Genomic DNA, 12,468 nt, shown 5'->3' with positions numbered 1-12,468 from the left:
CCGTAGCCGGGGGTCGGGAGGCGTTGCGGGGCAGGGGGTTCAGTCGCCGACGCCGCGGGCGGCGAGCGCCTCGCCGAGCCGGTCCGCGTAGCGGACGCTGCGGATGACGAGCGGGACGGCGAAGGCCCGGGCGCTGCGTTCGACACCGCGCGCCCGGCGGGCCTCGACGACGTCCTGCGCGAGGCCGCTGACGACAGGGATCGCCCGGATCGTCAGCGCGAGGACGAGGCCGGCCCGCTCCGGGTCGACCCCGAGCCGGCGGAACGGCCGCAGGCCGGCGACGAGCGCGTCGAGGAGGGCCTGCGTCGGGGTCGTGAGGAGGACGATCCCGGCGAGCAGGGCTGCGACGAGGATCGACCCGACGACGACGAGGGCCGTGACCGGCCCCGCGCTCCAGACCTGGAACGCCGCGAGGACGAGCAGCACCCAGCGCAGCGGTCGCGCCTGCGCGAGCAGCGGCCGGACGCCGATCCGCGCGAGCGCGGCGAGCACCGCGAGCAGGCCCGCCCCCGCGGCGACCCCGAGCGGGGACCGGACGAGGGCCAGCACGAGGAGCAGGCCCGCGAGCCCGAGGAGCTTGGCACCGGCCGGGGCACGGTGCAGCAACGACGTCCCGGGCCGGTAGGTGCCGAGCGCCCCGGTGCCGGGGCGGCTCACGAGGTCTCCACGAGCCGGCGGTAGGCCGCGACGGCGGGGCCGGGGGCGTCGTCCGCGACGACCCGGCCCTCGTCGACGACGAGGACCCGGTCGAAGCCGCTGAGCAGGTCCAGGTCGTGCGTCACGAGGACCACCTGCTGCGGCAGGCCCGCGAGCAGGTCGGCGACGCGACGGGTGTTGCGCAGGTCGAGCAGCGTCGTCGGCTCGTCGCAGACGAGGACGTCCGGCTCGGTGACGAGCACCGAGGTCAGTGCGAGGAGCTGCTTCTGGCCACCGGAGAGCAGGTGGCAAGGGTGGTCGGCGTGCCCGCCGAGCCCGAACCGGTCGAGCGCGTCCCGGACCCGGGCCGCCACCTCCGCCTTGCCGGACCTGCTGCGACGCAACGAGAACGCCACGTCCTCGGCGACGGTCGGCATGACGATCTGGGCGTCCGGGTCGGTGAAGACGAAGCCGACCCGGCGCCGGACCGCACCCCCCTCGCGGGCCGTGTCGAGACCGTCGTACGTCACCCGGCCGCGGGTCGGCACGACGAGGCCGTTGAGCAGCCGCGCCAGCGTCGACTTGCCCGAGCCGTTCGCGCCGACGAGGCCGACCCGCCGCTCCGCGAGCACGAGGTCGACGTCCCGCAGGACGACGCGGTCGCCGTAGCGGTGCTCGACACCGTCGAGGACGAAGCGCCCGCCCATCAGGTCGGCCCGTCCATCAGCCGACCCGTTCGACGAGGACGGCGATGCCCTGCCCGCCGCCGACCGCGCACGTGGCGACCCCGAGGTCGCCGGCGCGGGCCGCCGGGTCGCGGACGAGCCGGGCGAAGAGCCGGACGACGAGCAGCGCGCCGGAGGCGCCCCACGGGTGGCCGAGGGCGATCGCCCCGCCGTCCGGGCAGACCCGTTCCGCGTCCGTCCCGAACGGGTCCAGACCGAGGGCGTCGGTGCAGGCGAGGACCTGTCCGGCGAACGCCTCGGTCACCTCGAGGACGGCGACCTCGTCGAGCCGGCGACCGGCGCGCGCGAGGACGGCGCGGACGGCGGGCACGGGTCCGATCCCGGGCAGCGCCGGGTCGACCCCGACGACCGCGGACGCCAGGACCCGCAGCCCGGGCGCACCGGCCGCCGCGCGCACCGCCTCGGGGACGAGCGCGACGGCCGCGGCGCCGTCGTTGATGCCGCACGAGTTGCCCGCGGTCGCCGTCCCCCCGGGGGTGAAGGCGGGCCGCAGCCGGGCCAGCACCCGGGCGTCGACGCGGCGCGGGCGCTCGTCGGTGCCCACGCCGGCGACGGGCACGGTCTCGGCGTCGAACACCCCCCGGGCGCGGGCGTCGAGCGCGCGGGTGTGGCTGCGGACGGCGTACGCGTCCTGCCGGGCCCGGTCGACGCCGGCCGCGGCGGCGAGGGCGTCGGCGGCCGCGCCCATCTCCGGGTCGGCGAACCCGGGCGGGGCGAACGGGGCCCGGGTGTAGGCCAGCGGCGGCTCCGTCGGGCCGTCCGGGCGGGCGAGCCGCCAGGGCATCGTGCTCGCGCTCTCGACCCCGCCGGCGAGAACGACCGCGGCCTCCCCGGCCGCGACGGCCTGCGCCGCGGCGCGGACCGCCTCGAGCCCGGAGCCGCACTGCCGGTCGACCGTCACGCCGGGGACGTCGGTGCCGAGCCCCGCCGCGAGCGCCGCGACGCGGGCGACGTCACCACCCGGCCCGCAGCAGTTGCCGAGCACGACGTCGTCGACGGCGACGCTCCGCCCCTGGCCCCGCAGGCCCAGGGCCGTGACGTCGGCCGCGAGCGCGGCGAGGACCGGCGCCGCGAGCCCGGTGACGTCGAGCCGGGCGAGCGAGCGGCCGGCCGTGCCGACCGGGGTGCGGCGGGCCGCGACGACGACCGGCTGGTGCGCTTCCACGGCCGGTGCGGTCAGCGGACGGGCGGCCGGGGCGCGCCGACCCGGCCCGGACGGCTGGTGCCGCGGCCGCCGCCCCGGCCGGCCCGGGTGACGACCTCGCGCAGCGCCGCGCGGGCCACCTTGCCCCCCGTGGTCCGGGGCAGCTCGGTGAGGACGACGTAGCGCACGGGGCGGGCCGCGGGCGGCAGCGCCCGACGGGCGGCCTCGCGCAGCGCCGGCACCGGGTCGGTGCCGGGCTCGGCCTGGACGGCGAGGACGACCCGCTCGCCGAGGCGGGCGTGCGGCTCGCCGACGCAGGCGACCTCGGCGACCCCGGGGACGTCCCGCAGGGCGGCCTCGACGTCGGCCGCGACGACCGTGTGGCCGCCGACCGTGACGGCGTCCCCGGCCCGGCCGGCGACCTCGAGCCGGCCCTGCGTCGTCCGGCCGCGGTCGCCGACGGTGCACCAGCCGTCCGCGTCCCGGCGGAGCGGGCCGGCGTCGTCCGGGTCGAGGTAGCCGAGCGCGACGTACGGCGAGCGGACGTGGACGAGGCCGTCCCGCACCTCGACCTCGGCGCCGGGGAAGGGCCGCAGCCCGGTGCCGTCCGTGTCGACGGCGACGAAGGAGAGCTCGGCGGCGCCGTAGTACTCGACGAGCCGCAGTCCGGCCGCGCGCACCCGGTCGCGCAGCCGCTGCGGGGTCGCGGCCCCGGCGACGACGGCGGTGCGCAGCGCGGGGAGCATCCCGGCGTCGTGCGCCTCGAGGACGTCCGCGAGCACGGCGGGCACGCACTGGACGACCGTGGCGCGGGCGACGGCGGGCCCGCAGGCACCGACCCCGCGCCAGCGGCCGGTCGCGAGCAGGGGGAGCCCGGTGCCGAGCGCGTGCCAGGCGGCGAAGAGGGTCAGGGTCGCCGAGAGCGCCCCGGGCGCCCAGATGACGTCGTCCGGCGTGAGCCCGACGACCCGGCCGAACGGCTCGAGGCTGGCGTCCCAGGAGCGCTCGGTGCGGACGACGGCCCGCGGGCGGGCGCTGCTGCCGGAGGTCTGGACGACGAGGAGCGGCCCGTCAGGGTGCGGCCCGATCCGGTCGGCGGCTGCGACAAGCGCGTCGACCGCGGCGTCGTCGAGGTCGGCGTCCACGACGACCGGTACGGCGCCGCCCGCGGCCCGGACGGCGAGGAGCGTGGTCAGGGTCTCGAGCGGGTCTCCGGCCCGGACCACGACCCCGCCGGCGAGCCGGACGCCCGCCCCGCCGACCGGAGGCAGCGCGGCCGCGACGGCGGCGGAGAGGTCGGCCCGGGTCAGCCAGGTCGTCCCGTCGACGCACAGGGCGTCGGCGGACGCCCCCGTCGGGCGCGGGGCGGCGTCCGTGAGGGCCTCGGTGCCGGTCAGCGGGAGGCCTCCGCGCCGACGGCGACCGCTGCGCGCCGCGAGGGCACGACCCCGGGGTAGCCGCGCAGCACCGCGAGCGTGACGACGGTCGCGACCGCGACCTTGACGCCGTCCCCGGGGAGGAACACGAGCGAGGCCGCGAACGCCTTCGCCCAGGTCAGCCCGCCCACGAGGACCAGGCCGGGGATGCCCAGCAGGTAGACCGCCCCGATCCCGCCGAGGGCGTTGGCAGCGGCGACCTGCGCCGGGACGACCCGCCCGGGCAGCCGGCGCTCGACGACCCAGCCGACGACGAACGCGCCGAGCACCCAGCCGAGCAGGAACCCGACGCTCGGACCGACGATGACGGCGGGGCCGCCCCGCCCGCCGGACAGCAGCGGCAGCCCGACGGCGGTGAGCACGAGGAACGTCACGACGGCGAGCGCGCCGCGGCGGGCCCCGAGGACCGAGCCCGCGAGCATCACGCCGAGGGTCTGTGCCGTGACCGGCACGCTGCCGCCGAAGAGGTAGAGCGGCGGCGCGAGGCCGAGCGCCGCGATGACGGCCGCGAACACGGCGACGAGCGCGAGGTCCCGGGTCGAGGAGCGGTTCACGCCGGTCAGCCTAACGACCGGGCGCGCGCCGTCGTCCCGCCGTCCGTGTCACGGACCTCACCACCACCCGCTCCGGCCCCTCAGAGGTAGTTCCGCCTCCGCATGCACGGTGATCTACCTCTGAGGGCAGGAAGAGGGGGCGGGGCGCCCTACTGGAACGTGTTGCAGGAGTCGATGTCGCCGGAGCGGTAGCCGGTGAGGAACCAGGTGCGGCGCTGCTCGGCGGAGCCGTGCGTCCAGCCCTCCGGGTCGACCCGGCCCTGCACCTTCTGCTGGATCCGGTCGTCGCCGACCGCCTGGGCCGCGTTGACCGCCTCGGCGATGTTGTCCTCGCTGAGGTTGATGCCGTTCTCGGCGCGTTTGTCGGCGAGGTTCGCCCACACCCCGGCGTAGCAGTCGGCCTGGAGCTCGAGGGCGATCGAGTACGCGTTGGCGTTCGACGGGTCGCGCTGCTGGGCGGCGCGCACCTTCGGCTCGGTGCCGAGGATCGTCTGGAGGTGGTGGCCGTACTCGTGGGCGGCGATGTACCCCTGCGCGAACGTGCCCTGGGCGCCGAACTGCTGCTGGAGCTGCTCGAGGAAGCCCAGCTCGAAGAAGATCTCCTGGTCGGGCGGGCAGTAGAACGGCCCGACCTGCGCGGACGCCGCCCCGCAGCCGGTCGTCGTCTGGCCCGTGAAGAACGCCAGGCGCGGGGTCTCGAACGACAGGCCGCGGCGCTTGAACTCGTCGGCCCACACGTCGTCCGCGACGTTGACGACCTTGATGAGCCGGCAGTCGGTGTACTTCTCGATGGCGCCCGCCGTGTTGCAGCGCGCCTGGAGCTCCTCGGCGGTCTCGCCCTGGACCTGCCCCGGCGCCTGGTCACCCTGGCCGGCCGGCAGCTGGAGCTGCCCCGGGTCGCCGCCGAGCAGGGTGACGATCACGAAGATGATGAGGCCGACGACCCCGGCACCACCGCCGATCGCCACGCCGCCACCCACACCACGACCCCGGCGGTCGTCCACGCCGGACACGTCGACCCGCTGGTCGTCGAACTCGATACCCACGCGGCGAACTGTAGGGCAGGCCCGCCTACCATGGCAGGGTCACGTGATCCCCGCTGTCTGGAGCCTCGCCCGTCATGATCGTCGCCCACGACGTCGAGCTCCGGGTCGGAGCCCGTGTCCTCATGGAGCACGCGACCTTCCGGGTCGCGCCCGGGGACCGGGTCGGCCTCGTCGGCCGCAACGGTGCCGGCAAGACCACCCTGACCAAGATCCTCGCCGGCGAGGGGCAGCCGGCGTCCGGCACGATCACCCGCACCGGGGACATCGGCTACCTCCCGCAGGACCCCCGCACGGGTGACCTCGAGCAGCTCGCCCGCGACCGGGTGCTGTCGGCCCGCGGCCTCGACGAGGTCATCCGGAAGATGCGGGAGACCGAGGGCGCGATGGCCAGCGCGGACGACGAGCGCCGGGACACCGCGATGGCCCGGTACAGCCGGCTCGAGGCGGAGTTCACCGCCCGCGGCGGGTACGCCGCCGAGAGCGAGGCGGCGACGATCTGCGCGAGCCTCGGCCTGCCCGACCGGGTCCTCGGGCAGGAGCTCGGCACGCTCTCGGGCGGCCAGCGCCGCCGGGTGGAGCTCGCCCGGATCCTTTTCTCCGGGGCGCAGACCCTGCTGCTCGACGAGCCGACGAACCACCTCGACGCCGACTCGATCGGCTGGCTGCGCGACTTCCTGCGGGTCTGGGCCGGTGGCCTCGTCGTCATCAGCCACGACGTGGCCCTGCTCGACGTCGTCGTCAACAAGGTGTTCTTCCTCGACGCGAACCGGTCGGTCGTCGACGTCTACAACGTCGGCTGGAAGACCTACCTGGAACAGCGTGAGCAGGACGAGCGCCGGCGCAAGCGCGAGCGCGCGAACGCCGAGAAGAAGGCCTCGGCGCTCATGGCCCAGGCGGACAAGATGCGGGCGAAGGCGACGAAGGCCACAGCCGCGCAGAACATGGCCAAGCGTGCCGAGCGGCTGCTCTCCGGTCTCGAGGGGGAGCGCCGGGTGGAGCGCGTCGCCAAGCTGCGGTTCCCCGAGCCCGCCCCCTGCGGCCGGACGCCGCTCACGGCGAGCGGGCTGTCGAAGTCGTACGGCAGCACCGAGGTGTTCGCCGACGTCGACCTCGCGATCGACCGGGGGAGCCGGGTCGTCGTCCTCGGGCTCAACGGGGCCGGCAAGACGACCCTGCTGCGGCTGCTCGGCGGTGTGGAGACCCCGGACACCGGTGAGGTGCAGCCGGGCCACGGGCTGCGGCTCGGCTACTACGCGCAGGAGCACGAGACCCTGGACGTCGACCGGACGGTCCTGGAGAACATGCGGACGGCGGCCCCGGAGCTCGGGGACACCAGCGTCCGCAGCGTCCTCGGCTCCTTCCTGTTCACCGGGGACGACGTCGACAAGCCCGCCGGGGTGCTGTCCGGCGGGGAGAAGACCCGGCTCGCGCTGGCGACCCTCGTCGTCTCCGGCGCGAACGTCCTGCTGCTCGACGAGCCGACGAACAACCTCGACCCGGCGAGCCGGGCCGAGGTGCTCGACGCGCTGCGGCACTACGCCGGCGCCGTCGTCCTCGTGACGCACGACGAGGGGGCCGTCGAGGCCCTCCAGCCCGAGCGGGTCGTCCTCCTGCCCGACGGTGACGAGGACCTCTGGAACGCCGAGTACCTCGACCTCGTCGCGCTGGCCTGACGGCCCGGTCCGGGCGTCGGCCCGCCCGGGCAGGACGATCGGCCTACCCCGCGGTGCCCGTGCCGAAACCGTTGTGCGCGTTACGGTTCGGCATCGCCGCGCCGGACGCCGCGGCTGCGCATCGGCCGACCGGGGGATCTTGCGGCGGGGCGGGACGTTTCATGGTCACCACGTGGCCGATCCATGTCACAGTTAGGCACGAGCCAGCCACGTAGAGGTCATGTCGAGTGGAAGTCGACATCTCGGCGTGGCAAGTTCGCAGACGTGGACCTTCGTCGGCAGACTGCTGTCTGCCGACAAGGGTCCGAGTCGTCCCACCGGTCCGGGATGTCGTGTCGAGTCGCGGACCGTGGTCACTCGATCAACGATGGTCGGGTAGCTCATCGCCGAGGAGGAACAGTGGCCGACACTGTCAAGAAGGGCGCCCGTATCACGGGTGCCGACCGCACGAAGCTCGCTGGGGAGCTGACGAAGAAGTACAGCCAGGGCGCCAGCATCCGAGCCCTCGCGGAGGAGACGGGGCGGTCCTACGGGTTCGTCCACCGGATCCTCACCGAGAACGACGTCCCGCTGCGCAGCCGTGGCGGCGCGACCCGGGGCAAGGCCAAGCGCTGACCTGTCCGGCCGACAGCTCCGGATGACCGTTCCGGGCGACCGGACGGCGCCGCCGCACCACGGGTCCACCGCACCACGGGCCTGGTCCGCCAGGTCCCAGCACCACTGCGCACGACCGACCACCGCACGTCCACAGGGCGGCAGGCCCTCCCCGCACGACCGATCCTCACCCGCGCGTCAGGTGCAACCGCCCCGCCGAACCGGGGCCCGGCTCCAGCCCCGGGGCCGCAGCACCCGGTTCCCGCCCTGTCCGGGCCACCGGCAGGGGCGGGCCTCCCACCGACGCCGCACAGCACCTACCGACAGCGCAGGACCGACCGCAGGTCCACAGACCGCCCGACCTGGCGGCGCACGGGGCAGACCCGGCGCCGCCCGGCCGGGCGTGGTCGTCTCCCGGGCCGCGCCCGGTAGCGTCGTCCGTCGGGAAGCATCGCCGCCCCGCACGCGTTGGCGGCAGGGCGGAGCCGAGCACCTCGGCCCGACGGGCGACAGGAGCAGCACAGCCGATGGCAGGGCACCAGGCCTGGGTCGCGATCCGTTCGTACTCGCGTGACCCCAAGGTGGCGGACCGCAAGCTGGCCCCCGGTACGTGGCGGCGGATCCTCGCCTACGCGCGTCCCTACCGCCGGCTCATCACGGTCTTCCTCGGGCTCGTCGTGCTCGACGCGGTCTTCGTCGTCGTCACCCCGCTGCTCTTCAGGAAGATCGTCGACGACGGCGTGAGCGTCGGGGACCGGCGGCTCGTCGTCACCGTCGCGCTCGTCGTCGCCGGGCTGGCCGTCCTCGACGCCCTCGCCGGTCTCGTGCAGCGCTGGATGTCGAGCCGGATCGGCGAGGGGCTCATCTACGACCTGCGCACGCAGGTCTTCGGTCACGTCCTGCGCCAACCCATCGCCTTCTTCACCCGGGCCCAGACCGGTGCCCTCGTCTCGCGGCTCAACAACGACGTCATCGGCGCGCAGCAGGCCTTCACGTCGACGCTGTCGGGCGTGGTCTCGAACGTCGTCTCGCTCGTCCTCGTCACCGCGGCGATGCTCGTCCTCTCCTGGCCCATCACGCTCGCGGCGTTGTTGCTGCTGCCGGCCTTCCTGCTCCCCGCACGCCGGGTCGGGCGCCGGCTCCAGGCCCTGACCCGGGAGTCGATGCAGCTCAACGCCGAGCTCGGGTCCCGGATGACCGAGCGGTTCAACGTCGCCGGCGCCCTGCTCGTCAAGCTCTTCGGCACCGTGGAGACCGAGGACGCCGAGTTCTCCCGGCGCGCCGGCCGGGTCCGCGACATCGGCGTGAAGATCGCCATGAGCAACCGGGTCTTCTTCACCGCCCTGACCCTCGTCGCCTCACTCGCGACCGCGATCGTCTACGGCGTCGGCGGGGTGCTCGCGATCGGCGGCACGCTGTCCGTCGGCACGCTCATCGCGCTGGCGGCGCTGCTCGGGCGGCTCTACGGGCCGCTCACCGCCCTGTCGAACGTCCGGATCGACGTCATGACGGCCCTCGTGAGCTTCGAGCGGGTCTTCGAGGTGCTCGACCTGCCTCCCCTCGTCACCGAGAAGCCGGGCGCCGCGACCCTGCCCAAGGGGCCGCTCGCCGTCGAGCTGCGGGACGTCCGGTTCGGCTACCCGGGCGCGGACGAGGTGTCGCTGGCCTCGCTCGAGCAGGTCGCCGTCCCCGACCGCGGGCGCGGCGAGGAGGTCCTCCACGGGCTCTCCCTGCGTGCTGAGGCGGGCCAGCTCGTCGCCCTCGTCGGCCCGAGCGGTGCCGGCAAGACGACGATCACGAGCCTCGTCGCACGCCTCTACGACGCGACCTCGGGCGCGGTCCGGCTCGGTGACCACGACGTCCGGGACGTCACCCTGGAGTCGCTCCACGCCAACGTCGGGGTCGTCACGCAGGAGGCGCACCTCTTCCACGACACCATCCGCGCGAACCTCGACTACGCCCGCCCCGGCGCCACGCAGGAGCAGATGGTCGCCGCCCTGCGGGACGCGCAGATCTGGGACCTCGTCCAGTCCCTGCCCGAGGGGCTCGACACCGTCGTCGGCGACCGCGGCCACCGGCTCTCCGGTGGCGAGAAGCAGCGCATCGCGCTCGCCCGGCTGCTGCTCAAGGCACCCGGCGTCGTCGTCCTCGACGAGGCGACGGCGCACCTCGACTCCGAGTCCGAGGCCGCGGTCCAGCGCGCGCTCGACGGCGCCCTCGCCGGCCGGACCGCCATCGTCATCGCGCACCGGCTCTCGACCGTCCGGCAGGCGGACGTCATCTGCGTCGTGGACGGCGGCCGCGTCGTCGAGCAGGGCCGGCACGCCGAGCTGCTCGCCCGGGGCGGCCTGTACTCCGACCTCTACCGCACCCAGTTCGCCGACCAGCCCCTGGCGGGCTGACGCGAGCCGCGCGTCGTCGACCTCTGGCGGGTGAGCGACCTCAAACGCGTGGTTTGAGGCGCGTGAGGCGCCAGAGGACGGCTCAGAGCGAGCGGGTCATCCCGCCGTCGACCGCGAGCACGGTGCCCGTCACGTAGCTCGCGGCGGGGGAGAGCATGAAGACGGCGGGCCGGGCGAACTCGAGCGGCTCGCCGTAGCGGCGCAGCGGGACGAGGGCCTCGTTCGCGCGGCGGGCCTCCTCCGGGCGCCCGCCCGCGGCGTCGGCCGACCGGGCGCGCTCGGTGTCGATCCGGCCGGGGAGGATCCCGTTCACCCGGACGTTGCGCCCCCCGAGCTCGTCGGCGAGCGTCTTCGCGGTCATCGCGAGGGCCGGGCGCAGGCCGTTCGACAGTGCCAGGCCCTCGATCGGCTCCCGGACGGACGTCGACAGCACGAGCACGATCGAGCCGCCCTCGTGGGAGACGAAGTTGGCGACGGTGCGGGCCAGTCGCAGCGGGCCGAGGAACACGCTCTCGAACGCGAGCCGCCACGCGCCGTCGTCGGTCTCCATCGCGGTCCCGGACGGAGGCCCCCCGACGCTCACCAGAGCGCCGTCGAGGCGGCCGTACCGGGCGATGGCGGCGGCGACGAGGCAGGTCTCGATCCCGGGCTGGGAGAGGTCCCCGGACACGGCGATGGCGCGCTCGGACCCGCCGAGCGCCGCGGCGGTCGCGTTGAGCGCGTCCTCGTCCCGCCCGGAGAGCACGAGCCGTGCGCCCTCCGCGGCGAGCTGCTCGGCGCACGCCCGCCCGAGCCCCCGCGATGCGCCTGTGACCACGTACACGCGGTCGCTCAGGCCCAGATCCATGTCCCCACCCTGCGGTTCGTGGTCCGCCTGCCGCCGACCGGTCGGTCGGCGACCCTGCGTCACCGAGTTGCGTCGGATGGCTTATCGNGACGGGACGGCGGCGACGGCGGGGGGACGGGCGCGGTCAGCCCTCGAGCGCGGCGTCCTCGACGTCCTCGTCCCGCACCCTGCGACGCCGGGCCCGCGCCTTGCGGGCCGCCGCGGCCGCCTCGGGGTCGATGCCCCGGGCGGCGAGCCGGCGGTTCTGCACCTCACGCAACGCGTAGTAGAGCAGCAGGACGTAGGCGGCGACCGCGAAGCCCCACCAGTTCCAGGTGTAGGCCAGGTGCGGCCCGAGGTCGGTGTCCGGGCGGGGGAGCAGGCGCGGCGCGACCGCCGGTCGGGGCTGCTCCGCCGCGAGGACGCCGTACGCCCGGTAGAGGGTGCCCGGCACCTCGGCGCCGACCTCGTCGCCGGCGATCCGGCGGATCTGGCCGGGGACCTCGTACGCACCGGCGGAGGGCTCGAACGGTCGCAGCCGGACGACGACCTCGACCGGCCCGGAGGGCGCGGCGGGGACCTCGGGCAGCCGCGTCGCGGACTCCCCGAACGGGATCCAGCCCCGGTCCACGGCGAGCAGGGTGCCGTCCGCCAGCCGCAGGGGGACGACGACCTCGTACCCGTACTGGCCCTGGAAGGGGCGGTTGCGGGCGAGCAGCGTGTGCGTGGCGTCGTAGGTGCCCTCGACGCGCACCGGCGTCCACTCCCGGGCCCGCGGGAGCGCGGACGTGGGGGCGGCGAGCACGCTGCCCAGCGGTGCCGGTGCAGCGCCGTAGTTCGCGGCGACCCGGTCCCTGCGCTCGACCTTCGCCTCGTGCCGGTGGAGCTGCCAGCGGCCGAGGAGGACGAAGACGACGGAGAGCAGGACGACGCCGGCGGCCGCCCGCAGCCAGTACCGCTCGCGGAACAGGCGCAGCGCCTCCCGCACCGCCGAGGCGTCGAGGAGCGGCACGTCGTCGGCCGGCACCTCGGGGGTCGTCGCGCCGGTGCTCGTCGCGCCGGTCGGCTGCGGACGGGGCCGGTCGGTCGGTGCGCTCACGAGCCGTCGTCCGGCGGGTCGGCCGGCCCGGCACCGACCTCGACGACCTCGCGCAGGAAGCCGCGCAGGGACAGGAACTCCGACAGCGAGGTCCGGTGGTCGTCGCAGGCGAGCCACGTCTTGCGCCGGTCCGGGGTGTGCAGCTTCGGGTTGTTCCACCGCAGGGCCCAGACCCCGTGCGCGCGACAACCACGGGCGCTGCAGACGGGCTGCCCGGCGTCGTCGGGAGGCGGGCCGGAGGGCTGCGGGAAGAGCACGCACCCAGTCTCACAGACCCTCGGAGGCGGACGTCGGGCGGCCACGGGGGATGCC

12 protein-coding genes are annotated in these 12,468 nt (G+C 75.6%); 3 read left to right on the top strand and 9 right to left on the bottom strand.

The window, feature by feature from the left end; all coding sequences use genetic code 11:
- Positions 1–39: 39 nt before the first annotated feature.
- The 6 genes from EDJALFJO_RS25855 to EDJALFJO_RS25830 form a co-directional block, all read right to left on the bottom strand.
- Positions 40–657, bottom strand: a complete 618-nt coding sequence (locus tag EDJALFJO_RS25855) for an energy-coupling factor transporter transmembrane protein EcfT (RefSeq protein ID WP_088289191.1) — start codon at positions 655–657, stop codon at positions 40–42.
- Entirely contained in the window at positions 654–1,343 is a 690-nt protein-coding gene (locus EDJALFJO_RS25850) for an energy-coupling factor ABC transporter ATP-binding protein (protein WP_088289190.1), read from the bottom strand. The genes EDJALFJO_RS25855 and EDJALFJO_RS25850 overlap by 4 nt, the downstream gene beginning before the upstream one ends.
- Positions 1,344–1,359: 16 nt before the next feature.
- Positions 1,360–2,547 (bottom strand): thiolase family protein, encoded by a 1,188-nt coding sequence (locus EDJALFJO_RS25845; protein ID WP_198950641.1) that lies wholly within the window; start codon positions 2,545–2,547, stop codon positions 1,360–1,362.
- Between the two features lie 11 nt (positions 2,548–2,558).
- A complete protein-coding gene (locus tag EDJALFJO_RS25840; protein WP_143448788.1) occupies positions 2,559–3,752 on the bottom strand; it encodes a class I adenylate-forming enzyme family protein in 1,194 nt (397 codons plus the stop codon).
- 167 nt (positions 3,753–3,919) lie between these two features.
- Positions 3,920–4,516 carry a biotin transporter BioY gene (locus tag EDJALFJO_RS25835; RefSeq protein WP_088289188.1) on the bottom strand — a complete coding sequence of 199 codons (597 nt, stop codon included), beginning with the start codon at positions 4,514–4,516 and terminating at the stop codon, positions 3,920–3,922.
- A gap of 149 nt (positions 4,517–4,665) precedes the next feature.
- On the bottom strand, positions 4,666–5,562 hold the full coding sequence (locus EDJALFJO_RS25830) for a neutral zinc metallopeptidase (RefSeq protein ID WP_233150037.1): 897 nt from the start codon (positions 5,560–5,562) through the stop codon (positions 4,666–4,668).
- A 74-nt stretch (positions 5,563–5,636) separates the two neighbouring features.
- Between EDJALFJO_RS25830 and EDJALFJO_RS25825 the strand changes: the two genes are divergently transcribed.
- The 3 genes from EDJALFJO_RS25825 to EDJALFJO_RS25815 all read left to right on the top strand — a co-directional run bounded on the left by EDJALFJO_RS25825 (position 5,637) and on the right by EDJALFJO_RS25815 (position 10,231).
- The gene (locus EDJALFJO_RS25825) at positions 5,637–7,235 is read left to right on the top strand and encodes an ABC-F family ATP-binding cassette domain-containing protein (protein WP_088289187.1); all 1,599 of its coding nucleotides are present in this window, start codon (positions 5,637–5,639) and stop codon (positions 7,233–7,235) included.
- 183 nt (positions 7,236–7,418) lie between these two features.
- The gene (locus tag EDJALFJO_RS25820) at positions 7,419–7,850 is read left to right on the top strand and encodes a helix-turn-helix domain-containing protein (RefSeq protein ID WP_369812580.1); all 432 of its coding nucleotides are present in this window, start codon (positions 7,419–7,421) and stop codon (positions 7,848–7,850) included.
- Between the two features lie 506 nt (positions 7,851–8,356).
- Positions 8,357–10,231 (top strand): ABC transporter ATP-binding protein, encoded by a 1,875-nt coding sequence (locus EDJALFJO_RS25815; RefSeq protein ID WP_088289185.1) that lies wholly within the window; start codon positions 8,357–8,359, stop codon positions 10,229–10,231.
- Between the two features lie 82 nt (positions 10,232–10,313).
- On the opposite strand, the gene EDJALFJO_RS25810 is transcribed toward EDJALFJO_RS25815, so the two are convergent.
- From EDJALFJO_RS25810 to EDJALFJO_RS25800, 3 genes are all read right to left on the bottom strand, one after another.
- On the bottom strand, positions 10,314–11,078 hold the full coding sequence (locus EDJALFJO_RS25810) for an SDR family oxidoreductase (RefSeq protein WP_088289184.1): 765 nt from the start codon (positions 11,076–11,078) through the stop codon (positions 10,314–10,316).
- Between the two features lie 124 nt (positions 11,079–11,202).
- Positions 11,203–12,156: an SURF1 family protein gene (locus EDJALFJO_RS25805; protein ID WP_158220572.1), complete on the bottom strand. Its 954-nt coding sequence runs from the start codon at positions 12,154–12,156 to the stop codon at positions 11,203–11,205.
- On the bottom strand, positions 12,153–12,413 hold the full coding sequence (locus EDJALFJO_RS25800; RefSeq protein ID WP_088289182.1) for a hypothetical protein: 261 nt from the start codon (positions 12,411–12,413) through the stop codon (positions 12,153–12,155). The genes EDJALFJO_RS25805 and EDJALFJO_RS25800 overlap by 4 nt, the downstream gene beginning before the upstream one ends.
- Positions 12,414–12,468: the final 55 nt, after the last annotated feature.

It is taken from the genome of Kineosporia sp. A_224, assembly GCF_002198655.1.
Lineage (GTDB): Bacteria > Actinomycetota > Actinomycetes > Actinomycetales > Kineosporiaceae > R-H-3.
This window is presented reverse-complemented; position numbering and strand designations above follow the sequence as displayed.

Coding starts and splice junctions, on each gene's coding strand:
- EDJALFJO_RS25850 (WP_088289190.1), bottom strand. CDS start 1,343: ATGGGCGGGCGCTTCGTCCTCGACGGTGTCGAGCACCGCTACGGCGAC.
- EDJALFJO_RS25825 (WP_088289187.1), top strand. CDS start 5,637: ATGATCGTCGCCCACGACGTCGAGCTCCGGGTCGGAGCCCGTGTCCTC.
- EDJALFJO_RS25820 (WP_369812580.1), top strand. CDS start 7,419: ATGTCACAGTTAGGCACGAGCCAGCCACGTAGAGGTCATGTCGAGTGG.
- EDJALFJO_RS25815 (WP_088289185.1), top strand. CDS start 8,357: ATGGCAGGGCACCAGGCCTGGGTCGCGATCCGTTCGTACTCGCGTGAC.
- EDJALFJO_RS25810 (WP_088289184.1), bottom strand. CDS start 11,078: ATGGATCTGGGCCTGAGCGACCGCGTGTACGTGGTCACAGGCGCATCG.